Origin of the sequence: Polynucleobacter aenigmaticus (genome assembly GCF_002206635.1) — a bacterium.
GTDB lineage: Bacteria > Pseudomonadota > Gammaproteobacteria > Burkholderiales > Burkholderiaceae > Polynucleobacter > Polynucleobacter aenigmaticus.
On sequence record NZ_NGUO01000005.1, the window covers coordinates 1 to 25,449 of the forward strand.

24 protein-coding genes are annotated in these 25,449 nt (G+C 46.7%); 18 read left to right on the forward strand and 6 right to left on the reverse strand.

Annotated elements, in window-relative coordinates; all coding sequences use genetic code 11:
• The first annotated feature begins 38 nt into the window (after positions 1–38).
• The 11 genes from CBI30_RS03685 to CBI30_RS03735 all read left to right on the forward strand — a co-directional run bounded on the left by CBI30_RS03685 (position 39) and on the right by CBI30_RS03735 (position 10,032).
• Complete coding sequence (locus CBI30_RS03685; RefSeq protein WP_240553492.1) at positions 39–380, forward strand: NADH-quinone oxidoreductase subunit J; 342 nt, start codon at positions 39–41, stop codon at positions 378–380.
• Positions 377–685: an NADH-quinone oxidoreductase subunit NuoK gene (nuoK, locus tag CBI30_RS03690; protein WP_015420930.1), complete on the forward strand. Its 309-nt coding sequence runs from the start codon at positions 377–379 to the stop codon at positions 683–685. The genes CBI30_RS03685 and nuoK overlap by 4 nt, the downstream gene beginning before the upstream one ends.
• A gap of 2 nt (positions 686–687) precedes the next feature.
• Positions 688–2,748, forward strand: coding sequence for an NADH-quinone oxidoreductase subunit L (gene nuoL / locus CBI30_RS03695; protein ID WP_088526982.1), 2,061 nt, complete (start codon positions 688–690; stop codon positions 2,746–2,748).
• Positions 2,749–2,772: 24 nt separating this feature from the next.
• Entirely contained in the window at positions 2,773–4,239 is a 1,467-nt protein-coding gene (locus CBI30_RS03700) for an NADH-quinone oxidoreductase subunit M (protein ID WP_088526983.1), read from the forward strand.
• Between the two features lie 10 nt (positions 4,240–4,249).
• On the forward strand, positions 4,250–5,755 hold the full coding sequence (nuoN, locus tag CBI30_RS03705; protein WP_088526984.1) for an NADH-quinone oxidoreductase subunit NuoN: 1,506 nt from the start codon (positions 4,250–4,252) through the stop codon (positions 5,753–5,755).
• A gap of 106 nt (positions 5,756–5,861) precedes the next feature.
• Positions 5,862–6,461: an NUDIX domain-containing protein gene (locus tag CBI30_RS03710; protein ID WP_088526985.1), complete on the forward strand. Its 600-nt coding sequence runs from the start codon at positions 5,862–5,864 to the stop codon at positions 6,459–6,461.
• Positions 6,462–6,525: 64 nt separating this feature from the next.
• Positions 6,526–7,050, forward strand: a complete 525-nt coding sequence (locus CBI30_RS03715; RefSeq protein ID WP_088526986.1) for a DUF1178 family protein — start codon at positions 6,526–6,528, stop codon at positions 7,048–7,050.
• Positions 7,051–7,140: 90 nt separating this feature from the next.
• Positions 7,141–7,893 (forward strand): transporter substrate-binding domain-containing protein, encoded by a 753-nt coding sequence (locus CBI30_RS03720; protein ID WP_088526987.1) that lies wholly within the window; start codon positions 7,141–7,143, stop codon positions 7,891–7,893.
• 54 nt (positions 7,894–7,947) lie between these two features.
• Positions 7,948–8,601: an amino acid ABC transporter permease gene (locus tag CBI30_RS03725; RefSeq protein ID WP_088526988.1), complete on the forward strand. Its 654-nt coding sequence runs from the start codon at positions 7,948–7,950 to the stop codon at positions 8,599–8,601.
• A gap of 34 nt (positions 8,602–8,635) precedes the next feature.
• Positions 8,636–9,367, forward strand: coding sequence for an amino acid ABC transporter ATP-binding protein (locus CBI30_RS03730; RefSeq protein WP_088526989.1), 732 nt, complete (start codon positions 8,636–8,638; stop codon positions 9,365–9,367).
• Positions 9,367–10,032: an amino acid ABC transporter permease gene (locus tag CBI30_RS03735; protein ID WP_088526990.1), complete on the forward strand. Its 666-nt coding sequence runs from the start codon at positions 9,367–9,369 to the stop codon at positions 10,030–10,032. Before CBI30_RS03730 ends, CBI30_RS03735 begins: the two co-directional genes overlap by 1 nt.
• Positions 10,033–10,106: 74 nt before the next feature.
• On the opposite strand, the gene CBI30_RS03740 is transcribed toward CBI30_RS03735, so the two are convergent.
• Positions 10,107–11,627, reverse strand: a complete 1,521-nt coding sequence (locus CBI30_RS03740; protein ID WP_088527005.1) for a CoA-acylating methylmalonate-semialdehyde dehydrogenase — start codon at positions 11,625–11,627, stop codon at positions 10,107–10,109.
• Positions 11,628–11,777: 150 nt separating this feature from the next.
• On the opposite strand from CBI30_RS03740, the gene CBI30_RS03745 reads away from it, so the two are divergent.
• The 5 genes from CBI30_RS03745 to CBI30_RS03765 are packed head-to-tail and all read left to right on the forward strand — an operon-like array spanning position 11,778 to position 16,725.
• Positions 11,778–12,899 (forward strand): NADH:flavin oxidoreductase/NADH oxidase, encoded by a 1,122-nt coding sequence (locus CBI30_RS03745; protein WP_088526991.1) that lies wholly within the window; start codon positions 11,778–11,780, stop codon positions 12,897–12,899.
• Positions 12,900–12,954: 55 nt separating this feature from the next.
• A complete protein-coding gene (locus CBI30_RS03750) occupies positions 12,955–13,932 on the forward strand; it encodes a Bug family tripartite tricarboxylate transporter substrate binding protein (protein WP_088527006.1) in 978 nt (325 codons plus the stop codon).
• Positions 13,933–13,991: 59 nt separating this feature from the next.
• The gene (locus tag CBI30_RS03755; protein ID WP_088526992.1) at positions 13,992–14,651 is read left to right on the forward strand and encodes a SprT family zinc-dependent metalloprotease; all 660 of its coding nucleotides are present in this window, start codon (positions 13,992–13,994) and stop codon (positions 14,649–14,651) included.
• A gap of 5 nt (positions 14,652–14,656) precedes the next feature.
• Positions 14,657–15,745 (forward strand): tetratricopeptide repeat protein, encoded by a 1,089-nt coding sequence (locus CBI30_RS03760; RefSeq protein ID WP_088526993.1) that lies wholly within the window; start codon positions 14,657–14,659, stop codon positions 15,743–15,745.
• 35 nt (positions 15,746–15,780) lie between these two features.
• On the forward strand, positions 15,781–16,725 hold the full coding sequence (locus tag CBI30_RS03765) for an O-linked N-acetylglucosamine transferase, SPINDLY family protein (protein WP_143744350.1): 945 nt from the start codon (positions 15,781–15,783) through the stop codon (positions 16,723–16,725).
• Here the strand turns inward: CBI30_RS03765 and dnaQ are convergent.
• The 5 genes from dnaQ to CBI30_RS03790 are packed head-to-tail and all read right to left on the reverse strand — an operon-like array spanning position 16,712 to position 23,192.
• A complete protein-coding gene (gene dnaQ, locus CBI30_RS03770; protein ID WP_088526995.1) occupies positions 16,712–17,425 on the reverse strand; it encodes a DNA polymerase III subunit epsilon in 714 nt (237 codons plus the stop codon). The two genes, CBI30_RS03765 and dnaQ, sit on opposite strands and share 14 nt — an antisense overlap.
• Positions 17,425–20,523, reverse strand: coding sequence for an efflux RND transporter permease subunit (locus tag CBI30_RS03775; protein ID WP_088526996.1), 3,099 nt, complete (start codon positions 20,521–20,523; stop codon positions 17,425–17,427). The genes dnaQ and CBI30_RS03775 overlap by 1 nt, the downstream gene beginning before the upstream one ends.
• Positions 20,520–21,896 carry an efflux RND transporter periplasmic adaptor subunit gene (locus CBI30_RS03780; protein WP_088526997.1) on the reverse strand — a complete coding sequence of 459 codons (1,377 nt, stop codon included), beginning with the start codon at positions 21,894–21,896 and terminating at the stop codon, positions 20,520–20,522. Before CBI30_RS03780 ends, CBI30_RS03775 begins: the two co-directional genes overlap by 4 nt.
• A gap of 50 nt (positions 21,897–21,946) precedes the next feature.
• Positions 21,947–22,402: a ribonuclease HI gene (rnhA, locus tag CBI30_RS03785; RefSeq protein ID WP_088526998.1), complete on the reverse strand. Its 456-nt coding sequence runs from the start codon at positions 22,400–22,402 to the stop codon at positions 21,947–21,949.
• A 4-nt stretch (positions 22,403–22,406) separates the two neighbouring features.
• A complete protein-coding gene (locus tag CBI30_RS03790; RefSeq protein ID WP_088527007.1) occupies positions 22,407–23,192 on the reverse strand; it encodes a class I SAM-dependent methyltransferase in 786 nt (261 codons plus the stop codon).
• A gap of 36 nt (positions 23,193–23,228) precedes the next feature.
• Here CBI30_RS03790 and gloB point away from each other — a divergent pair, with 36 nt between their 5' ends.
• Both gloB and CBI30_RS03800 read left to right on the forward strand, forming a co-directional pair.
• Positions 23,229–24,038, forward strand: a complete 810-nt coding sequence (gene gloB, locus CBI30_RS03795) for a hydroxyacylglutathione hydrolase (protein WP_088526999.1) — start codon at positions 23,229–23,231, stop codon at positions 24,036–24,038.
• A complete protein-coding gene (locus tag CBI30_RS03800) occupies positions 24,038–25,447 on the forward strand; it encodes a transglycosylase SLT domain-containing protein (RefSeq protein WP_088527000.1) in 1,410 nt (469 codons plus the stop codon). Before gloB ends, CBI30_RS03800 begins: the two co-directional genes overlap by 1 nt.
• Positions 25,448–25,449: the final 2 nt, after the last annotated feature.

Here is a 25,449-nt window from a genome sequence, read left to right on the forward strand (position 1 = left end):
GTAGTTGAAGGTACACGTAAGCGTACCCNGNATTCTTGATGGGCGTAGTGATTGTTTTAGAGTTGTCGATCGTATTGATTCGCAGCTTTATTGGTACTAACGTACCCGTGCAACCGATGCTTGAAGAGGTGGCAAGCAGTAATACTCACGCCCTGGGGATGTTAATTTTCGTGGACTATGTCTACGCCTTCGAGGTTGCTGGTGTCATTCTATTGGTGGCGATTATTGCCGCCGTTGCCTTGACTTTGCGTAACCGCAAAGATTCCAAGTCCCAAAATATTCATGAGCAAGTGAATGTCAATTCAGCAGATCGTATGCGCATCGTAAAGATGGACTCTGATATGGCTGCAAAGCAAGATGCTCGTGGGGAGAAGAAATGACTATTACCTTAGCCCACTATTTAGTGCTTGGCGCAATCTTGTTTGCGACTAGCGTCATTGGCATTTTCTTAAACCGTAAGAATATTATTGTGCTCTTAATGGCAATTGAGTTAATGCTGCTCTCGGTGAACATGAACTTCGTTGCCTTTTCCCATTATTTGGGTGATATGGCTGGTCAAGTATTCGTATTCTTTATTTTGACTGTGGCTGCCGCTGAGGCGGCAATCGGTTTAGCAATTTTGGTTGTTCTCTTCCGTAAGGTGGACACCATTAATGCTGAAGACCTTGACCACCTAAAAGGCTAGTCATGCAATTGACCTTAACTCTTCCTGTTCTCTGCGCAATTCCGTTGGCGCCGTTATTCGGCTCAGTAATTGCCGGATTCTTTGGTACTAAATTAGGCGGCAATCGCATCGGTAACGGTGCCTGCCAGTTTGTCACCATCCTGGGCGTAATGATCGCCTTTGTCTTGTCTTGCTTTGTGCTCGTACAGGTGATGGATGGCTTCTACTTCAATGGTACTGTGTATCGCTGGATGCAGCTAGGTGAGCTCAATTTGGATATTGGCTTCTTAATCGATCCGCTGACAGCAACCATGATGTGTGTAGTGACCTTTGTTTCTTTAATGGTTCATATCTACACCATCGGTTACATGAAGGGCGAAGAGGGTTATAACCGTTTCTTCTCATACATCTCACTCTTTACCTTCGCCATGCTGATGTTGGTAATGAGTAATAACCTCTTGCAACTCTTCTTCGGCTGGGAAGCAGTGGGTGTCGTTTCATATTTATTGATTGGCTTCTACTTTGAGCGTCAGTCAGCTGTATTTGCCAATATGAAGGCCTTCTTGGTTAACCGCGTAGGGGACTTTGGCTTCATTCTTGGTATTGGCTTGTTATTAGCTAGTACTGGCTCCATGAACTACGACGTGATCTTTGCTCAGAACACAGCATTAGCTGCACAAACATTGCCGGGCACAAGCTGGAATTTAGTGACCGTTGCTTGTATCTGTCTCTTTATTGGTGCGATGGGTAAATCAGCCCAGTTCCCATTACATGTTTGGTTGCCAGACTCTATGGAAGGCCCAACCCCAATTTCTGCATTAATTCATGCGGCAACCATGGTTACTGCTGGCATCTTCATGGTGTCCCGTATGTCCCCTCTGTTTGAATTGTCTGATGTAGCTCTCAGTTTCATCTTGGTGATTGGATCCATTACCGCTCTCTTCATGGGTTTCCTAGGCATTGTGCAGACCGATATCAAGCGCGTGGTTGCCTACTCAACGCTGTCACAGTTGGGTTATATGACGGTTGCCTTGGGTGTATCTGCCTATCCGGTAGCGATCTTCCATCTCATGACTCACGCATTTTTCAAGGCACTCTTGTTCCTTGCTGCTGGTAGTGTGATTTTGGGCATGCATCACGAGCAGGACATGCGCAAGATGGGCGGACTATGGAAGTACATGCCTATTACTTGCCTCATGATGTTGCTTGGTAGTCTGGCATTGATTGGTACGCCATTCTTCTCAGGCTTCTATTCCAAAGATTCTATTATTGAGGCGGTAGCGGCTAGCCATATCCCGGGCTCTGGTTTTGCTTACTTCGCAGTCATGGCCAGCGTCTTTGTAACAGCTTTGTATTCCTTCCGTTTGTATTTCTACGTATTCCACGGTAAAGCTCGCTGGGGTCATGCAGATGCCCATGCACACGACCATCATCATGATCACGCAGAGCAGGGCGATGATCATGCGCATCATGGCTTGGCGCCTGGTCAGAAACCACACGAATCACCATTTGTTGTGACTTTGCCACTGATTTTGTTAGCGATTCCATCGGTGATCATTGGTTACTACACGATTACACCTTTGCTATTTGGTACTTATTTCGGCGATTCTATTTTTGTGGACATCGGCAAGCATCCCGCCATGAAAGAGCTTGCTGAAGAGTTCCATGGTCCGGTTGCCATGGCAATGCATTCATTGACTTCACCCGTTTTGCTTTTGGTTGTTCTTGGGGTATTGACTGCCGCAATTGGCTACCTCTGGGCGCCCAAGTTACCTGGTGTAGTTGCGCAAGCATTTGCACCGATCAAAAAGCTCTTGGATAACAAATACTATCTCGATGATTTGAATCAAGCAGTTTTTGCTAAAGGTTTGCTGTGGATCGGTGGTGTCTTATGGCATCGCGGTGATCAACAGGCTATTGACGGTTTCTTGGTTAACGGTAGTGCGCATGCAGTAGGGCGCTTCTCCGCAGCCATTCGCCATTTGCAATCCGGTTATCTCTATCACTATGCATTCGCAATGATTGCGGGCTTAGCGGTATTGCTAGCTTGGGTTTTGTACGCTTACCTGCCTTTTGTTCGCTAGACCTTTGTTACTTAAGTAGCCACCATGATTCTTTCTTACGCCATTTGGATCCCGATTTTTTTCGGCATCATTATTTTGTTCTACGGTTCAGAGAGGCCGACTGCCGGTGTCCGCTGGTTAGCGCTGACTGGTGCCATCCTTGGCTTTATTGCAACTCTGCCATTGGTGATCAGTTTTGATATCGCTAATCCTGGCATGCAGTTTGTTGAGAAGTTAAGCTGGATTCCTCGATATGACATCAACTATCACCTAGGTATCGACGGTATCTCGGTATGGTTCATTGTCTTGACTGCCTTCGTTAATATTATTGTGGTGATTGCTGCATGGGAAGTGATTGATAAGAAGGTCTCGCAGTACATGGCTTCTTTCTTAATCCTTTCTGGATTAATGATTGGCGTGTTCGCGGCATTAGATGCTTTGTTGTTCTATGTGTTCTTCGAAGCAACCCTGATTCCGATGTACATCATCATCGGTGTGTGGGGCGGTCATAACCGTATCTACGCTGCGTTCAAGTTCTTCTTGTACACCTTGCTTGGCTCGCTATTAACTTTGATCGCCATGCTGTACTTGTACAACGTGACTAATACTTTTGACATCTTGGCTTGGCATAATGCTCGCCTCGACATCGTTGAGCAAATCCTCCTGTTCTTCGCATTCTTTATGGCGTTTGCTGTGAAGGTTCCAATGTGGCCTTTGCATACCTGGTTGCCAGATGTTCACGTTGAAGCGCCAACTGGTGGCTCCGTAGTCTTGGCCGCGATCATGTTGAAGCTCGGTGCCTATGGCTTCTTACGTTTTTCATTGCCGATTGCTCCAGATGCCAGCCAATATCTTGGCCCATTCATCATCTTCTTATCTTTAGTTGCCGTGATCTATGTTGGCGCAGTAGCCTTAGTTCAAAAAGACATGAAGAAGCTGGTGGCTTACTCATCAGTAGCGCACATGGGCTTTGTGACACTCGGTTTCTTCCTCTTTAGTCCTTTGGGTATCGAGGGCGGCATTGTGCAGATGATTTCTCATGGCTTCGTAGCAGGCGCAATGTTCCTGTCTATCGGTGTGTTGTATGACCGTATGCATACCCGTCAAATTGCAGATTACGGTGGTGTTGTGCATCGTATGCCAGCATTTACAGCCTTTGCAGTACTGATGGCCATGGCGAATTGCGGCTTGCCGGCTACCTCTGGATTCGTGGGTGAGTTCATGGTGATTTTGGCTGCTGTCGATTACGATTTCGTCATTGGCATCTTGGCTGCAACTGCTTTGATTCTTAGCGCTGCTTACTCCTTATGGATGGTCAAGCGCGTGTTCTTTGGCGCAATTGCGAATCAGCATGTTGAGGAATTAAAAGACCTCAATGCGCGCGAGTATTTCATGATGGCGGTACTGTCCATCTGCGTGATCGGTATGGGGGTATATCCAAAGCCTTTTACCGACATTATTCATCCTGCCGTGATTAATCTGTTGCAGCATGTTGCTGTCAGCAAACTCTGAGTAAAAGCTAATGCAAGCATTTGACCTATACGCCGTCCTACCGGAACTCGTTTTACTCGTAGTCACCTGCCTCTTATTGGTGGCCAGCGTTTATGTGCCTGAGCGTCAGCCAGTCACTCCTGGAGTAGAGCAGGATATTTTCCACACCCCTCGCGGTGTTGGTTTTGTTTACTTCTTCTCCATCATCCTCTTGGCCTATTTAGTCATTGCTTTTGTAGGTCGCATGGGTGATGTATCGGTCGTAGCGATGAATGGCTTATTTCAGTCAGACCCATTCTCGAACCTATTGAAGGCTTGTTCATGCGGTGCGGTGTTGGTGAGCTTGGTTTACTCAAAGCAATATCTCACTGATCGTGCTTTGTTCCGCCCGGACTTTATTGTCTTGGCTTTGCTTGCTTTATTAGGTCAGTGTGTATTGATCTCCGGTGCAAATCTCCTCACGTTGTATTTGGGTCTTGAATTGATGGCTTTGCCAACCTATGCCTTGGTGGCAATGCGTCACAGCAGCGAGAAGAGTGTTGAGGCAGGTATTAAATATTTTATTTTGGGCGCATTGGCGTCTGGTTTCTTACTCTACGGTATGTCCATGTTGTATGGAGTCACCGGCTCACTCGATTTAATTGAAATCTTTAGAACCGTTGCTGATCCGCGCGTCAATCATTTGGTAATGGCTTTTGGTTTGGTATTTATTGTTTCTGGCTTAGCCTTCAAATTGGGAGTAGTGCCATTCCATATGTGGGTACCCGACGTATATCAAGGTGCGCCAACAGCAGTGACATTAATGATTGCAGCAGCGCCGAAGTTGGCTGCCTTTGCATTGATCTTCCGTCTCTTGGTCAACACCTTGTTGCCTTTACTAGGTGACTGGCAGCCGATGCTGGTCCTGTTAGCGGTCTTATCTTTAGTGCTCGGTAACGTCACTGCGATTGCTCAAACCAATATGAAGCGTATGTTGGCTTACTCTGCAATTGCGCAAATGGGTTTTGTATTGCTTGGCATGTTGTCAGTATTCGACGACCATGCATTTAGCGCCTCTATGTTCTACGCTATTACGTATGTATTGACTACATTAGGAAGCTTCGGCCTCTTGATGATGTTGTCACGTAAAGGCCATGATTGCGAAACCATTGACGACCTCAAAGGCTTGAATAAACGTCATCCTTGGTTTGCCTTTATTGGCCTTATCATGATGTTCTCTTTGGCGGGTATTCCGCCAACAGTAGGCTTTGCAGCCAAATTAGGCGTACTTGAAGCCTTGGTAGATGGCGAGCATACATTCTTGGCTATCATCGCAGTCATTGCTTCATTAATTGGCGCGTTCTATTACCTTAGAGTCGTTAAAGTCATGTACTTTGATGAGCCTAAAGCAGAGCATGCAATCGAGATTTCTGGATCTGGTTTTGCCCGTGGCCTCTTGAGCCTGAATGCCATCTTTGTCCTAGCATTGGGAATCTTCCCCGCAGGCTTAATGGCTGTTTGTCTGGATGCAATGCGCCGCACTTTACTGGGCTCGTAAGCAGGCGATTGAAATAAGCATTGATGACGGGCTCCGAATAGGGGCCTTTCTCTTTTTTGTCATCCAAGTTTTGTAAGATGGCTATTCCATTTATGAGAGACCTGTTATGACTGAAAAATCGTTTGATGATCTTCCGCCTGGTGATGCCCATTTAAGGGAAGAGCGCTTGTCGGCTGAAGATATTTACCACGGCATCTTCTTAAATATGAAGCGTGATCAGGTCAGTCTACCCGATGGTAAGCAGGCAGTGCGGGAATATCTCACTCATCCAGGTGCAGTCGCTATTTTGGCCATCTTGGATGACGGCAGAGTGCTGATGGAGCGTCAATACCGCTACCCTATTGCTAAGGCGTGTTTGGAGATTCCGGCGGGAAAGTTAGATCCCAAAGAGGATCACCTGGTATGCGCGCAGCGTGAGCTGGCTGAGGAGACTGGATACTCCGCAAGTAAGTGGAGTTTCATCCGCCGTATTCATCCGGTGATTTCCTATTCGACAGAATTTATTGATATCTACTTGGCTGAGGGCTTGGTCTCCGGGAAAAGCCACTTGGATGAGGAAGAGTTTTTGGATGTCTTTGCTGCCCCTTTAGAGCAGCTTTTGGAATGGGTGGAGCAGGGCGAGATTACTGATGTTAAGACGACGATTGCGGCCTATTGGCTGGATCGATATCGCCGCGGCTTAGTGAGTCCCAAGCCTATTGGCTAGTAATTTCATGATCCGTATAAAATGGGGGTATTGAATTTAGCAGTTTTGCCCTTATATAGGTCTTATGAAAGTTTATAACCTCGCTTGCCCACTAGATCATCGCTTTGAAGGATGGTTTGCCTCAGAAGAGGATTGCCTTGCTCAGCAAGACAAGGGAATGCTAGCGTGCCCGATTTGCGATAGCACTGAAATTACTCGGATGCCATCTGCTCCCCATATTGCTAAATCAGGCTCTAGCAAAGTGGTCAGCTCAACCGAGCTCACCGTTGCAAATCCTGCTGCAGCAGATAACATTGGCATCAGTGGCGCTATCAGTGGTGATGTTGTTGCTCTGACTGGTGGTGACCATTCTCAATTGGAGGCTCAGGTACAAGCAGCCTTTTTAAAGGGTATGCGCGAGTTGATGGGGCGATCCGAGGATGTCGGGAACTCTTTTGCTGAAGAGGCTCGAAAAATTCACTATAAGGAATCTCCCGAGCGGAGTATTCGTGGACAAACCACTCTAGATGAAGCTGAGTCTTTGCGCGAAGAGGGGATTGAAGTCATGGCGATGCCCATGATGCCCGCTTTCAAAAACACCCTGCAGTAGCCAACTTCCCCCTAATTCCCCTATACTTGCTAAGCACCCATACGCGATTACATCGCGATATAACTCAGCAATAAGATAGGAGTAATACTCATGAAACGCTTTTTTCTGGCATTGTTTGCCGCAGTTCTAGCGCTCACCATTTTCGCTTGCTCTAAGACCCCGGATTCAAAAGAAATTAAAGTCGCCGTTTCTCCTGCATCACCCCCCATGTTGTTTGATGACAAGGGTCAGATCGTTGGTGTGGATATGGATATTTTCCAGGGCTACTGTCAATCTCGCGGCTGCACTATCAAAGTAACTCCATATGACTGGGCTGGAATGTTGGGCGCTGTATCTAGCGGTCAGGCTGATGTTGCTTTCTCAGGAATTTCGATTACCGACAAGCGTAAAGAGGTGATGGATTTTTCTCAGCCTTATTATGACAATGCTTGGCATCTTGTGAGTATGAAGAATAAAAATATCCAGATCACCGATTTGAATCAATTAAAAAAATATTCGATTGGCTACCCACGTGGCATGGCTTACGATGATTTGATCAAGAATGAGTTAGAGCCAAAAGGTTACTACTCACTGAGCAAGGTGAAGCTCTATCCTTCCTATGCCGAAGTGATCACTGATCTGCAGAATGGTAATTTAGATTTAGCCTTTATTGAAGAGCCAGTATTTCTCAATTATGAAAATAAATTGAAGTTACCGATTCAAAGTAGCTATGTATTTAAAGGCTTTGATAAGTTGGGCTTTGCCTTTGCTAAGGGCTCCAAGTTACGTGATGACTTTGATAAATACCTCAACGAACTTGGTCCAGAGAAAATCAAAGCGATTCTTGATAAGTGGATGAAATAAGTTAATTAAGCTATAGCAATCGTAAATCGTAATTCGTAGTCGAAAGCCTGCCCTGTGACTTTTCTGGATATTCTTACCCAGCTAGCCCAGGGCATTTCTTATACAGTCCTAGTAACGCTAGTTTGCTCCCTCACTGGGCTGGTGGTGGGCTTGACCTTATCCAGTCTGCGCCGCCTCAACATAAGCTGGGTAAGCCCACTCATTGATTGCTACACCTATGTATTTCGGGGTGTGCCAGTACTAGTCCTGCTCTTCATTGTGTATTTTGGCATGCCAGGCATTGGCTTTAAGGTGCCGCCACTAATGGCGATGGCGCTTAGCTTGGGTCTAGTCGCCTCTGCGTATTTGGCTGAGGTCTTTCGGGGTGCATTTAATTCAGTCGATCCAGCAGAGGTGATTGCTGCTCAAGCCATGGGGATGACGCGCATTCAGGTACTAAGATTTATTGAGTTGCCGCAAATGCTCCGATTCTCCGTGCCCGGCATGGTGAACGAATTTACCTCAGTTTTGAAGTATTCCCCATTTGCTTATACAGTCGGAATTCCCGAAATCACTAAGCAGGCGATGACGCTGACCTCCACAACCCTGCGCGGAATAGAGGTCTATCTGGCGGTAGGCATTCTTTACTTTGTAATTTACCGAATTTGTTTGGTTGGTGTTCAATTGCTGAGTAAGCGTTATCAAATTCCAGGCATGAGTCCAGTATGAGTACCGGCATCCCATTTTTCAATAAGGCAATGACGTGGCATTAATACAAGTAAGAGATCTTGTTAAAGAGTTTGATGGACAGACCATCTTATCCAACATCAACCTTGATTTAAAGGAGGGCGATGTTCGAGTATTAATGGGTGCATCTGGCTCAGGTAAATCTACTTTGTTGCGCTGTCTCAATCGTCTAGTGGAGCCCACCTCTGGATCAATTGTTTTTAGGGGCAAAGAAGTGTTGGGTCCCAATGTCGATGTCAGGGAGTTGCGCAAGCAAATTGGTTTTGTGTTTCAGCAGTTTGCTTTGTATAGCCACTTAACTGTCTTGGATAATGTGTCCTTGGGTTTGCGTAAGTTGCATAAGATGGGAAGGGCTGAGGCCAAAGAAAAGGCCTTGTTTGAGTTATCTCATTTTGAAATGACACCGCATCGAGACAAATACCCCTCACAGCTTTCTGGAGGTCAAAAGCAGCGAGTGGCAATTGCTCGTGCACTTGCGATGGATCCTGCAGTTTTAGTTCTCGATGAGCCAACCTCGGCGCTTGATCCAGTGATGTCACGTGATGTAGCTGATTTGATTAATCGCCTGCATGGCGAAGGGATCACCATGATCTGCGTCACGCATGACTTGAGCTTAGCTCGCAATATTGCGGATACCGTCCTGTTCTTAGATCGTGGCGTGATTCGTGCTGATGATCGTATTGATGTTCTGAGCAAGCATTCAGAGCCAGAGATCCGGACATTTTTTGGTGATAAGGAAACGCTTTGATGGGGAGTTGGCCATCTTTTATTCGTGATCTCACAGAACAGATGCCCTTGATTTTGGCTGGACTGGTCAAGACCTTGCAGTTGGCGGGCTTGGTTAGTGTGTCTGGATTACTGCTCGGAATTGTGGTGTTCTACCTCACACTGAGCAGAAGTACCTATATTCGTAATGCCATTAATGCTTACATCTCTTTTTTTATTGGGATGCCTTTAATCGTCCTCTTATTCTTGATGTATTACGGCCTGCCACAGTGGGGTGTGCGACTTTCACCTTTTACCGTTGCGCTCATAGGTTTTACATTTAACGTAGCGGCGTACAACGCAGCCTATCTCAAAACAGCCTATAACGGTTTAGATAGAAGTCAACTTGAGGCGGCTAGTGCGCAAGGGTTTAATCCTCTGCAAATTTTTCGGTTAATTACTTTGCCGCAAGTGATTCGACTTTCCATTCCAGCGCTGACTAATCAAGTGATCGCCAATCTGAAGGATAGTTCAGTGGCTTTCTTAATTCAGTACACCGAGTTCTTTGCTCGTGTGCAGGAATTAGCTGCAACCAATTTCCAATTCTTCAAAGCCTATCTTTTGGCGGCTCTGGTTTACCTTGCGCTGGTATCTGTGATTGTTTTGTGTGCCCGCGCCATCGAACGGCGTTACTTAATTCCTGCTTAAGCAAGGTAATTTTTGGGGTAAAAAAATAGCGACCCGAAGGCCGCTATTTTGTTCACCAAGAACTGCTGGCAATATTACTTTGATGTTGGCATGACAAACTCTGCACCTTTAGCGATGCTTTCAGGCCAGCGTTGCATGACACTCTTTTGCTTGGTATAGAAGCGAACACCTTCTTTACCATAGGCATTCATATCACCAAAGAGAGATTTCTTCCAACCACCAAAGCCGTGCCAAGCCATCGGAACCGGAATAGGTACATTAATACCCACCATGCCCACCTGAACGCGACGTGCAAATTCACGGGCGATGTTGCCATCACTCGTAAAGCAAGCAACACCATTGCCATACTCACAGGAGTTCACTAAATTGAGGGCTTCAGTAAAGTTAGCAACGCGCATGCAAGACAGTACTGGTCCGAAGATTTCCTCCAAGTAGATCTTCATATCTGAAGTCACACCATCAAACAGCGTGCCTCCAATAAAAAATCCATCTGCATGTCCTGGTACTTTTAAGCCACGGCCATCTACCAATAACTTGGCGCCGGAGGCTACACCACTTTCAATATAGCCAGTGATGCGCTCTAAAGCAGCTTTACTCACAATCGGGCCCATCTCCGCATCAAGCTCCATGCCATTCTTGATTTTGAGTGTCTTGGTGCGCTCAATCAGTTTTGGCATGATCTTGTCGGCTACATCGCCCACCAAGACTGCCACAGAGATAGCCATGCAGCGCTCACCAGCAGAGCCGTAAGCTGCACCAATCAAGGCATCAATGGTTTTATCGATATCGGCATCAGGCATGATGACCATATGGTTCTTGGCGCCACCTAGTGCTTGTGAGCGCTTGCCAAAGTGAGCGCAGCGCTCATAAATATAGTTTGCGATTGGGGTGGAGCCCACAAAGCTCACTGCTTTCACATCTGGGTTCTCAATTAATGCATCTACCGCTTCTTTATCGCCTTGAACGACGTTAAAGACGCCATCAGGCAAGCCGGCTTCTTTTAAGAGTTTGGCCATTAGCAATGAGGCAGATGGATCAGTTGGGCTTGGTTTGAGAATGAACGTATTGCCACAAGCAATTGCTACGGGGAACATCCACATGGGAACCATGACAGGGAAGTTGAATGGTGTCACGCCAGCTACAACACCTAAAGGTTGGCGCATGACCCAGTTATCGATATCGGTAGACACTTGCTCTGTGTAATCGCCCTTAAGAAGCTCCGGAATACCAGTGGCAAACTCCACAATATCGATGCCGCGAGTAACTTCACCTTGGGCATCAGTAAATACCTTGCCATGTTCGGCGGTAATCATAGCGGCCAATTCATCACGATTGGCATTGAGTAACTCAAGGTACTTAAACATGATGCGCGCACGGCGCAGTGGGGAGGTCTGACTCCAGGTCTGAAATGCAGCATGGGCATTCGCTACGACCTCATCAACCTCTTTGCGGCTGGCTAAGGCTACGCGCCTGGCAACAGCTCCTGTAGAGGGGTTAAAGACATCCGCAAACCGACCATCTTTAGGATTGAGGACTTTGCCGCCAACAAAGTGGCCAACATCTTCTTTTGATTCAAAGGCTTGTGGTGCATTCATAGTATTTTGCTTAATAATTTTTTTACTAGTTTTAGGTTCAATAAAGATGCTGGATCTATATCCCACGCAACTTTATGGTCTCGTTTATCCTACTACCTCCATTTTATCGCTTTCGCTGGTTTTACGCTTTTTAGCCCTAAAGGTAAGTAAATGAGTCTTCTATTTTCCAGTTATGCCTTGAGCTCCCCTAAGGGGCCGCTAACTCTATCAAATCGTATAGTTGTGGCGCCGATGTGCCAATACTCCGCAGTCAATGGAGAGGCTCAAGATTGGCATCTAATGCACTGGGGTAATCTGCTCAATAGTGGCGCTGGGCTATTTATTATTGAGGCTACTGGGGTTACTCCAGAGGGCCGCATTACCCCGGCCTGTCTTGGGCTGTGGGATGATGCCACTGAAGCCGCGCTTAAAGATAAGTTGACCAGGGCTCGTCAACTAGCACCAGCTATCCCTGTATTTATCCAGCTAGCCCATGCTGGACGTAAAGCTTCTAGTGCTACCCCTTGGGCTGGCGGTCAATTACTTTCCAAGGAGCAGGGGGGCTGGGACGCTATTGCCCCCTCAGCCATTCCGCAGCTAAAGGATGAGCGATTGCCACATGAGATTTCAAAAGTAGAGTTAAAAGAATTAATCTCAGCGTTTGTTGCTGCAGCGCAGCGATCTACACGTATTGGCATCGACGGCATTGAGTTGCATGGCGCACACGGCTATCTTTTGCATCAGTTTTTGTCGCCGATCGCCAACCAGCGTACCGATGAATATGGCGGCTCTTACGAGAACCGCATTCGCTTTCCTTTGGAATTATTTAAGGCGGTGCGTGAGGCCTATCAAGGCGTCTTGGGCATCCGTATTTCTGCGAGCGATTGGATTGAGGGTGGTTGGACGCCTGAAGAGACGGCTGATTTTGCCTCTCTGCTCAAGCCACTAGGATGCGATTTTGTGCACATCTCTTCTGGTGGTATCTCTCCATTGCAAAAGATTGCGATTGGTCCAAATTACCAGGTCCCATTTGCGAAGTTAGTAAAAGAAAAGTCTGGCATTCCAACGATGACGGTTGGCCTGATTACTGATCCTAGGCAGGCTGAAGATATTTTGCAGGCAGGTGATGCAGATTTAATTGCCTTAGCCCGAGCTTTTTTATACAAACCACGTTGGGGGTGGGAGGCTGCTGCAGCCTTGGGTGGCACCGTGCCATCCAATGAGCGTTACTGGCGCTGCCTACCGCGTGAGGCTCAAGCGATTTTTGGTGATGTCAAAGTTGGGCAGCGATAATTTATGTCAATCAACAATGAAGATTGAGTTTAAAGAAGGAAAACTGGAGACGAATATGAAAACAAGAAACCTTATTTACCGTTATTTAGCCATTATCAGCATTGCATTAGGGGCTAACTTTGCTAATGCGCAATCCTTTCCAGATAGACCGATCACCTTAGTTGTCCCGAACCCTCCTGGGGGTCTCGTTGATACATCCGCGCGTTTATTAAGTGAGCCACTAACCAGGGTGATTGGTCAGCCAATCATTGTCGATAACAAACCTGGTGCGAGTGGTAACGTGGCTTATCAGTTCGTTGCCAAAGCTAAACCTGATGGCTATACCTTACTCATTTCGTATTCTGGCTACCACGTAGGCAACCCTTCTCTGATGGATAAGTTGCCTTGGGATCCAGTAAAAGATTTTTCACCAGTGGCATTGTTAACCGTTTCCACTAATGTGATCGCAGTGCATCCATCGGTGCCCGTGAACAACTTAAAGGAATTGATTGCTTACGCAAAGGCTAATCCTGGAAAGCTGAATTACGCTTCGCAAGGCAATGGTTCCGTCTCCCATATTGGTACTGAAATCTTTAAACAAAATACTGGTATCGATCTTGTCCACGTTCCTTATAAAGGGTCTGGCCCTGCAATCCAAGATGTCTTGGCTGGCCAGGTGCAATTGTTTATTACAACGCCACCATCGGTAATGCAGCATGTACAAAGTGGTAAGTTAAAAGGCTTGGCAGTAACAGGTAAGAGTCGTCATCCTGGCATGCCAAATGTGCCAACTACTGCTGAGGCAGGTTTACCCTCATTTCAGTTGGAGTCTTGGGTTGCTTTATATGCGCCAGCAGGCACGCCTGCGCCCGTGATTGCCAAACTCACTGAGTCTGTTAAGAAAAGCTTAGCTCTGCCTGAGGTAAAGGAGCGCTCAGACGCAGCTGGTGTGGAATTACGCTATTTAACCCCAACGGCGATGGATGCTTTACTTAAAAAAGAATTGCCTTACTGGGACAAAGCAATTAAATCAGCCAATATCAAGCTGGACTAATCCAGCAGGGGGGCTTGCGTGTAAAGTAAGCCCCTAATCAATAACCGAATGCACTGTAGATGAAGCAACACTCCGTACGAGAAGCCTGGCTGGAAGACGCCGTAAGACATTTGGAGCCGGTATTTTCTAAGGCGGGGTATGCCATTCCACCAGTTAGGGTGTCCTGTGGCTTTCCAGCCTCCAGTAGCCCTAGAACGACCTTGGGACAATGCTGGCCGCGTGAGCGCTCCGGTGGTGGTGTCAATGAGATCTTTATCTCCCCCAAGATAGATGATCCCGTCCAGCTTCTAGATACACTAGTGCATGAGCTGTGCCATGCTGTAGATGATTGCTTTAGCGGTCATGGTGAAGATTTCAAGGGTATTGCCCAGACCGTGGGTTTAGAAGGCCCCGCCAGAATGGCTCACGCCACTGAAGAACTCGTGGTGCGATTAATGATGATTAGCCAGGAGCTCGGACCATACCCACATCAGGCTATTGTGTTTCCTCCTCCAAGGCCAAGCAATGCTAGTCGCAATAAGGCGAAATGTGCTCAGTGCGGGTATGAAGTCACTCTATTGAAGAAGTGGGCAACTTATGGCGCCCCCATTTGCCCGAAAGATAATATTCGGATGCAGGAGGCCGTTATTGAAACCATTGAAAACACCACTGAGTACGATAGCGAATCCGTTGGTAGAACCAAGCCTAAGGTAGATGAAATTCGCCGAGCAATTAGCTGACTATCATGACTCAAGCCTACTCATCCATGACTGAGCAAATGCTGCAAGCATTTCAGAGTCAACATTTAGAGACTGCCGAGAGGTTGGCAAAAATGATCCTTAAGATAAATACCAGGGATCTAGTGGCTCTTCAAGTTTGCGGGCTTTCATTAGCGATGCAGGGGCGGGTAACTGAATCTGTAGGACCTCTATATAAAGCATCCCAACAGGATCAAAAAAATCCTGAGCTCTTATCGAATCTAGCGAAAGCTCAGCATGGTTCGGCCATGTATGCCGAGGCAATTCTGACTTATAAAAAATTAGATCGATTGATTCCCAATAATCCACAAGTTTTAACTGACTTGGGATCATCATTAGCTAAGGCAAAAAATTATCAGGATGCAGGTGATTGTTTCGAGAAGGCAATTCAAGCTGAGCCTAATTATTTTTTAGCTTGGTCAAATCGTGGAAATCTTTTAGCTGAAATGGGATTTGCAGCGGATGCAATAACTTCATATGAAAAGGCATTAGATTTAAATCCTGATTATGCTGAGACTTGGACTAATTATGGCAATGCCTTATTTGATTTCAGTCGCTATCAAGAGGCGCGATTAGCTCATGAGCGGGCACTTGAATTGAATCCTGATTATGCTGAGGCATGGTCGAATTACGGTAACACCTTACTAGAACTTAAGGATCCCCAGGATTATGATGCATATCAAAAAGCATATTCGTTAAATCCAGATCACCCATTTCTACTTGGGCAATTATTTAGTGCGGCAACTAGTCAATGTGATTGGAATAATTCTCAAGTTTTAGCATCAAAAATAATCTCACGCGCAGAACGGGGTGAAAAAGTTGCACACCCCTTTATTTTTCTTCAGACCAATGCATCGCTTAAGTTGCAAAAATGGGCGGCAGAAATATATATTAAATATCGTGTTCCACTTGCAGGGTCTAACTCTCCAAATTCTTCTCTGCGTATTAGGGGTGAAAAAAAAATTCGAATAGGATATATTTCATCAGACTTTAAAGAGCACCCTGTTGGAATATTGATTGAGAATTTACTCAAAATGCACAATCGAGATCTATTTGAAGTCTACGGATTTTTTTAAACGCTTCTACTGGGGATGCCATTGAACGTCGGTTGGTGGATGCTTTCGATGTAACCATTAATCTTCACGGTGTTAGTGATTCTGAAGCTGCGGATCTAGTACTGGCCAATAAGCTTGATATAGCGATTGATCTGAACGGGCATACTAGTGGTGCAAGACCAGCGTTATTTGCAAGAAAAATTGCACCTATTCAGGTTAATTATTTAGGTTATGCAGGGACATCCGGCGCACAGTTTTACGATGCATTAATTGGCGATGAGATTGTAATTCCACTAGAGCATCAAGCCCATTATTCTGAGCCCATCGTGTATCTGCCGAATTCCTTTTTCCCAGTGGATACGAGTATTCCGGTCGAGAGTTTCGGTGCTCTGCCATCAAGGACTAGTCAGGACCTACCTGAGGCTGGGTTTATATTTGCTTGCTTTAATAATTCCTATAAGATCACTCCACATATTTTTGATCTGTGGATGAGCCTCCTCAAGGAAGTGTCTGGTAGCGTTTTATGGCTTTCTAAACCTTCACCTAGGGCCCTTCTGAATCTCCAAAAGGAGGCAGAAAACAGAGGTGTTGATTCGAGCAGATTAATCTTTGCCACTAGAACGCCCGGGCGGTCTGAGCATTTGAGTAGACTGAGACTGGCAGATCTTTTTTTGGATACACCCAACTACAATGCGCATGCCACTGCTGCTGATGCTTTATGGGCGGGGCTGCCTGTGCTGACTCAGATTGGCAATACTTTTGCTGGCAGGGTGGCAGCAAGTCAGATTAGTGCAATGGGTTTGAATGAGTTAATTGCTGATTCTGAGGCTGAATACATTGCCAAGGCTCTGGAATTTGCAAGACAACCAGAGACTCTAAAATCTATACGCGAAAAACTAGAAGTAAATCGAGCCCACACGCCATTATTTAATACAAAGCAATACGTTAAGGATTTAGAGTCTTTGTATATTGATTTATTAAATAAAGCTAAGTTGCATTAACTCCTACAGGACTCCAAACGGGGTCCTTTTTACTTGCCTTGGCTATCTCAGCCAAAATCTTTTCATGCAGCTGGCAATCTTCTTCGCTAGCGCTGATCGCTTTAAGATTCGTCGGTAGGGCTTTCATGTGCCCAGAAGCATCGGTGCCAACCGTATAGTCAATCAGATCAATTGATAGATCTTCTTGACCCCGCGTCATGGCTACATAAACTTCAGCCAATAATTGGGCATCTAGTAAAGCGCCGTGCAAGGTGCGATGTTGATTGCTAATGGCAAAACGTTCACAGAGTGCATCAAGAGAATTCCGCCTACCCGGAAACATCTGACGAGCATCTAAAAGGGTATCGGTAATTTTTGAAGCAAGCCCCCTAAAAGCAGGGCGCTTAAGTAAGGCAAACTCGTTATCTAAAAACCCCAAGTCAAACGCTGCGTTATGAATCACCACTTCTGCGCCATCAACAAATTCAATGAGCTCTTCAACAATGTTGGCAAAAACCGGTTTGTCGGAAAGAAATTCACGAGAGAGTCCGTGTACAGCAAAGGCCCCTGCATCAATATCACGCTCAGGATTAATGTAATAGTGGAAGGTGCGATCTGTAAGGCGACGTCCGACCATCTCCACGCAGCCAATCTCAATAATGCGATCACCGGTTGCAGGATTAAGACCAGTGGTTTCGGTATCTAGAATAACTTGACGCATTAGGTGCCTTCCAAGACGGACGGAGGAATTTGCATTGGGCCCGTACCAGCATATTTATCCAAGTAGAGATAAATCACTGGAGTAATAATTAAGGTGACAAATTGGGAGAAGATTAAGCCGCCGGCTACGCTGATGCCCAGTGGCTGACGTAACTCTGCACCTGCACCCAATCCCAAAGCAATCGGGAGGGCGCCCATTAAGGCGGCAATAGTGGTCATCATAATGGGGCGGAAGCGCAAGATACAGGCTTCGCGAATCGCTTTTTCAGGGGAGAGTCCCCGAGTGCGTTGAGCCTCCAGCGCAAAATCAATCATTAGAATTGCATTCTTCTTAACGATGCCGATCAATAGCAAAATACCAATCGACGCAACAATCGTTAACTCAAAGCCAAAGATGCGCAAGGACAAGATTGCACCAATTGCAGCAGAAGGTAGGCCGGCCAAAATAGTCAGGGGATGGATATAACTCTCATACAGGACGCCAAGGAGAATATAAATGACCCCTAAGGCTGCCAAGATCAAAATAATTTGGCCAGATTGATTATCTTTAAACACAGCAGCATCACCACCATAGCTAGTAATAATCGAAGAGGGAAGGTTAACTTCCTTTACAAATCCATCGATTGCTTTGGTGGCATCACCTAAGAAAATATCTGGCGCCAAATTAAATGAAATTGTCACTGCTGGAATTTGGCCTTGATGGTTTACCGCTGTCGGTCCAACCGTGCGAACAAAACTTGCCAGACTGGATAGGGGAATTAATTTATCGGTAGCGCGTCCTCTGACATAGACTTTATTTAGATCAGTTTCAAATTGACGGTCGTTCTCAGCGGTTTCTAGGATGACGTAATAGGTGTTAACTGGGGTGTAGATGGTGGATACCTGCCGCTCACCAAAGGAGTTGTATAGAGCGCTACGAATATCTGCAATGGTGACGCCCGCACTAGCCGCTTGCTCGCGATTAATTTCAATCTTGACGTTTAGGCCCTTAAGCTGAGAGTCGCTTGTAACATCGCGGAAAATAGGGTTAGCACGCATTTTTTGGGTTAGCTTCTCGGCCCATTCATTCACACCCTCAAAGCCAACGCTCTGCAAGGTAAATTGGTAGCGACTCTTGCTGCTACGTCCGCCAAGCTGTAAGTTTTGTACAGGGCGCATATAGACCTGCAGCCCCGGGATCTCTTTAAATTTATTGCGAAGACCCTCAATAACCTTACTCATCTTCTCGCGATCGCCCTTAGGTTTGAGAATGATGAAAAAACGCCCTGTATTGCGTCCGGCACTTTGACCACCACCCAGAATAGAGATCGAATTGGCTACATTGGGATCGCTATTGACGATCTCAGCCGCGCGATCCTGAAGTGCCAGCATGGCCTTAAACGAGGTGTCTTCTGCAGCTTCCGTAGTTGCCGTAATTTGGCCAATATCTTCTTCTGGGAAAAACCCTTTTGGGCTGTAGACAAAAAGGGCGATAGTGATGAAGAAAGACGCAACTGCGCCCCACAACACTTTTTTGCGATTAGCTAATGCTAAATCTAGGTAGTGAATATAGGTTTTTAGAGTGTAGTTAAATAAGCGGTCAAATTGTTTCGTGATGGCATATTCTTTTGGATGGACACCAGGCTTAGGTAAAAAACGGCTACACAATAAAGGCACGATAGTCAGTGAGACTACTGCCGATACCAGAATAGAAAGTGACACTACGACTGCAAACTCTCTAAAGAGAAGGCCAATAGGACCTGCCATAAAGAAGAGGGGAATAAAGACGGCTACCAAAGAGATGGAGATGGAGATGATGGTGAAGCCAACCTCTTTGCTACCTTTAAGTGAGGCCTGTAGAGGATCCATGCCTTTCTCGATGTAGCGCATGATATTTTCAAGCACAACGATCGCGTCATCCACGACAAGACCTACTGCAAGAGTGATACCTAATAAGGAAATGTTATCTAAGCTGTAGCCTAAAAAGTACAGTAAGAAGAAGGCGCCAATTAAAGAGATGGGGAGGCTTACCGAGGGGATGAGCGTTGCGGAGACATGCTTTAGAAACAAGAAGATTACCAAGACGACCAACAGAATCGTTAGGGCTAGCGTCAGGTTGACATCATGAATCGCCTCAATAATAGACAGGGATCTGTCATTAATTAATGTCAGCTGAATCGAGGCTGGCATCTGCTCCTTGAAGGTAGGCAGTAATTTTTTAACTGCAGCAACAACCTCAACACTATTGGCATTTGGCTGTCGCATAATTCCGATAGCAATGGACCGCTCGCCGCCAGAGGTAGCGAAGGTCTTCACATCTTCGAAACTTTCTTGAACGTCAGCAACATCTCTTAAGTAAACAGGCAGACCATTACGCTGGGCTATGACGAGGTCGCCAAATTCTTCTGCTTTGACAAGCTGTGGGTTGGCATAAATCGTAATCAGTTGACGCGGACCATCCAGGGTGCCTACAGGGCTATTGGTATTGGCCTTATTGATTGCAACTGCCAATTCCTCCATGGTGATATTGCGATTACCCAACGCATCTGGGCGCACGCTGACACGGACTGCGTAGCGCTTGGCACCGTAAACCAACACTTGTGAAACACCGGTGATAGTAGAGAGCGAGGGCGCTAATAAGTTTTCTGCATACGCATTAATCTCAGAAAGACTCATGGATGGTGAGCTCATGCGAATCACCAACACTGCTGTATCTGCAGGATTAATCTTGCGGTAAGACGGAGGCACCGTCATTTCAATTGGGAGTCTTCTCTGCGCGCGCAAGAGAGCTGCCTGGACATCAACAGCCGCCTTATCAATATCACGATCGTTCGTGAACTCTAGGGTAATGCTGGTTGAGCCCAGTGTGTTGGTTGAGCTGATGACTTTGATGCCATCAATAGTCGAAAACTCTTTTTCAAGCGGGAGCGCCACGGAAGAGGCCATATTTTCTGGGGCGGCCCCAGGCAAGCTGGCGCTCACGGAAATAATTGGCGTATTGAAGCTAGGAAGCGCAGCAACAGGAATTTTGAAATAAGCCACAGTGCCGGCAATCACTGTTGCAATTGATAGCAGCACCGTCATGACGGGCCGCCTAATGCATAACTCAGAGAGCGTCATTTTTTCTCGGGGGCGGGAGCCGCTGCTTTAGCTGGAGCGGATGCAGCAGTTTGTTTCTTTGATTCTCTGATCTTGCCACCAGGCCGTAAGTTTTGCTTGCCCTCAACAACCACTCTGGAGCCTGCCTCAATGCCACTAATTACCGAAGTGCCTTGATATTCATAAATCACTTTAACTGGCTTGGGCTGGACTTTGTCATCCTTATCCACAAGGTAAACAAGGCGTCCTTTCGGGCTGATGACAATGGCTTCGGATGGAACCGCAATAACCTCTTTTAGGGTGTTTGCATTTAAAGAGACGCGTGCAAATTGTCCAGGCAATAAATTCATTTTCTCATTGGGGATTTGAGCGCGTACACGCACAGCCGCGATGCTGGGATCAACCTGGTTATCAATTACGAGCACTTCACCCTCATAAGTAGCTTTGTCATCATTCCCAACGCTAACCTTCACCTTGAGTGGTGTATCAGCTTGCTTGCCTTCCATCAGCAATGGGATGTCTTTCTCAGGCACAACAAATTGAACGTTAATGGGATTTAACTGGGTGATCGTTACCATGGATCCAACGCTAGAAGTTGCTGTAGAGCTGGTGGCGGTAGTGACCACATTGCTAGCTTGTACCAGTGAGCCCGGGAAGACGTTGATGATTCCGGCACGTCCCGCAATAGGGGAGCGGATAGAATCGTATGAGAGTTGAACTTCTGCAGAACGTGCTGCCGCTTGCGCAGACTTTGCGTTGGCTAACGAGGTTTCGAGGCCTGCTTTAGAAATAAAGTTCTTAGCCACCAGTTCCTTGGCGCGTAGGTACTGCTTTTGGGCATCATCTGCCAATGCTTTTAATTTTTCATAGTTGGCACGATCGTTGCGATCATCCAGAGTAAAGAGGAGCTCGCCTTCTTTAACCTCTTGCCCATCTTTGATATGAATGGTTTTTACTGTATTGGTGGTCATTGGCCTAATGTCCACAATACTGCTGGAAATAATCGTGCCAGTTGCTTCAATGATTAAGGGTATATCTTGCTTCTCCACAACTACACTCGTAATAGTTTGTGGGCCACCTGCTTTAATGCTGGCAGGGAAAAAGTAATTTACTGCTTTAGATCCAGCGTACAAAACGACCAGCACAATCAATATGCGCCACTTGTATTTCAGCGTAAATGCTTTGGCGGTGGCGTAGTCTATTTTTTTGAGCTTATCTAGGAGTGGAGAGGCTTTCCCCCAAAGGGTGCATAAGTGAGCCCTAATCCAGTTTTTGAGCTTTGGAAGCTTGGCGACTGCCTTATCGAGTGCTGATTCAATTTTTGACACGGTCTCGGAGTTTTTCTTGGTTTTATATGGGTTAAGCGGAGTATTTTTCGCCTGCTTTGAATCCATTCATTCTCTCATAAGACCGTTATAAATGGGTTGCACAGCATCGACCCAAATTAGGGTAGAAATTCTTCTACGCCTTTGTTAGCTAATAGGTCGGCTAGCTCATTTCCAGGGTGGCCGTTATGCCCGCGAACCCAATGCCAGGATATCTTGTGGTCTGGGATGAGGACATCTAATTCTTGCCATAAATCAGCATTCTTAACAGGAGCCTTGCTCGCAGTCTTCCAACCTCTTTTTTTCCAACCCTCTAGCCACTCAGTAACCCCTTTTTGGACGTATTGTGAGTCAGTCCAGAGCTCTACTGAGCTCCTTTGTTTAAGGGCTCGCAGCGCATGAATAACGGCGCTAATTTCCATGCGGTTATTGGTAGTGTGCTCCGCGCCCCCATGCAGGTGTTTCTCGTGACCGCCAGAACGAAGAACCGCGCCCCATCCGCCAGGACCGGGATTGCCTTTGCAGGCGCCATCGGTATAAATAATGATATGGGGTAGTGTTTTGGTATGGGGCATAGCGTTAATTTACTGGGTCTTGGTGATTTGCTAGATTCTGACGGCTTTCAGCTGCTGGAGTCAGTTGTGTCATTACTGGAATGCGCAAGCCCTGGACCTGGCCGATGAGGCGCATGCCTTGCTGACGCTTAATAGCGGAAACCAAGAAAACAGCCCCAAAAATAGGCCACCAGCGATTGCCGGCCGGTTCCATGAAATCCATTCTGGCCATGCCTGACTCTCCACTAAGCGGGAGCTTGTAGCAGCCAAAGTGACCGCGATCTAGGGAGAAATTGAGAAGCTGTAGCCAGTCTTTGATTCTCAGAAGACTAATAAATTGCCCGTCTCTCGGGAGATAGGGACTGCCGATCAATCTACTAAGATATTGGCGCATACCCCAAAGACTGGCTGGATTAAATCCAGAAATAATCAAGCGACCTTCAGGGCGAAGTACGCGCTCCGCCTCGCGCAGAATTTGATGGGGGTCAGTAGCAAATTCCAGGACATGCGGCAACACTAATAAATCGATGGTTTCGCAGGCAAAGGGCAGTTCATTGGCATTGCCTTCGATTTGGTGCCAAGCAAATCCATTGGCATGCTTCTGGCGATCGTTGGAATCAATCAAAAGGGCCTGCAAAGGCATACGGTTTTCTGCCAAGGTATTTATTTGGGGTAATCCAATTTGTACTGCATAAAAACCAAAGACATCGGCCACGATCTGGTCGAAGCATTTTTGCTCCCAGGCCAGAACATAGCGTCCTGGAGGGGATTGCAGCCACTTTTCCCATGAACTCCATGGTGGTGCGGGCATCTGAGATGGGGAGGGTGGGGTTGGTATCATCGGTATATGGTGAAGAATACTTTATTGCAGGTTTGGCCGATACCGGCCTTTGATGACAATTACCTCTGGTGTGTTCATGATGGTCAATCGGCCTTAATCGTGGATCCAGGTGATGCTGTCCCTGTATTGCGCTACCTCGATGAAAATAAACTGACCCTGACCGGTATTCTAATTACCCATCATCATGCAGACCATACTGGTGGCATCCTGGCTTTATTGCAGGCCCTTGGTCCCGACATCCCTGTTTATGGCCCAGCCATGATTGATATTCCGGGTCGTACCAATGCCATGATGGAAGGCGACAAGATTGAGGTGGTCGCGCCGCGCATTAGCCTTGAGGTATACGAGGTGCCGGGCCATACCTTAAGTCACATTGCTTATTTTGCAAATATGCAGGCGAATGTAGTGGAGCCGATGCTGTTCTGTGGCGATACCTTGTTTGCCTCCGGTTGTGGTCGCTTATTTGAGGGCACCCCCACTCAAATGAGCCAGTCTCTCGCGAAGTTTATGGTCTTGCCAAAAAACACTCTGGTGTATTGCACTCATGAATACACCTTATCTAATATTCGCTTTGCCTTGGCTGTTGAGCCCAATAATGCAAACCTCATTACTTGGGCAGACGCTGCTAAAGCATTACGCGATCAAAACTTACCCACTTTGCCCACAACCATTGGACAAGAGTTACAAGTTAATCCCTTTATGCGCTGCGATCAAAAGGAAGTGATTGACGCAGCATTACAAGTTTCTGGTGAAAAATCCCTACCAACTCCCGCACATGTCTTAGCAGTGATTCGTGCTTGGAAGGATCAATTCTGATGCTGTGGCGTTATGCGGCGATATTGCTGATTGCCGCGCTCTCTGGATGCGCGAGTACTGGTGATTGGTCTTCTGAAACCCCGACCCGGAAAGATCCGCGGGCAAGCAAAGCAGCACGGGTAAATTTACAGAACCAGTCAGTAAGCGATCTGTATGCACCATCGAGCAATTTATGGATTCGCATTCGGGATGGTTTTGAGATGGAGCCCATGAGCACGCCCCTAGAGATTGAGCAGGTGCGTTGGTTGAGTGCTCGTCCCGATTACGTCAATCGCTCCATGACGCGTTCTTCACGCTATTTGTTTTATATCGTGCAAGAGGTGAATGCTCGCAAGATGCCAACAGAGATTGCATTACTACCTTTTGTTGAAAGTGCCTTTGTGACAAATGCAAAATCCAGTGCTAAGGCGATGGGCTTGTGGCAATTTATGCCTGCTACTGGAAAAGATTTTCGTTTGACGCAAAACGTCTTTAGGGATGAGCGCAGGGATGTGTTGCAATCTACCGACGCTGCACTAGATTACCTGCAGCGCCTGTATAAACAGTTCGGTAGCTGGGATCTTGCTCTTGCTGCCTACAACTGGGGCGCGGGCAACGTTTCCAAGGCGCAGAAGCGAAACTTAGCGGCGGGCTTGCCTACGGATTACCTCAGTCTCAAAATGCCAAACGAGACTCGGAACTATGTGCCCAAGTTAATGGCGTATCGACAGATTGTTCTAGACCCTCAGGCCTATGGAATTGTGTTGCCCGAGCTGGAAAATCACCCTTACTTTGTGGCGGTCGATGTGGGATCCGATATTGATGTGGATTTGGCGATCAAGCTATCAGAAATCCCATCAGAGGAGTTCCATAGTCTCAATCCGTCTTTTAATAAGCCGGTGATCTTGAGTAACGCCAATCAACAGATTTTGTTGCCGTTCGGGCATGCTGAAATCTTTCAAGAAAACCTGAAGAAATACACTAAACCTTTGTCATCTTGGGCGGCTGTTCAGGTAACTAAGACGGAGTCTGTAGACCAGGCTGCAAAGACCCTTGGTGTAGATGCAGACACCCTCAGGGAAATTAATGGCATTCCAAAGGGAATGAGAATTCGCTCGGGCTCAACTGTTTTGGTGCCTAAAACTAGTCGTCGTCCCGGGGATATCTCGCTAGCCATGGCTGAAAATGGCAGCCTCAGTCTAGATAAGCCAGCACCTCCAGCGCCTAAAAAATGTGCAAAAGGGGCTAAATGTCCTGTTGTGAAGACTGTAAAAGGCTCAACTAAGGGTAATTCTTCTGCAAATAATGCTGCATCTCAGCATAAATCCGCATCGACAGGGCTTGCAAAATCTGCGAAAAATAGTACTGCGAAAGTATCTATCTCGACTCCCAAGGCTTCAAATAGCAAAGGGGTTAGCAAGATTCAGTAAGC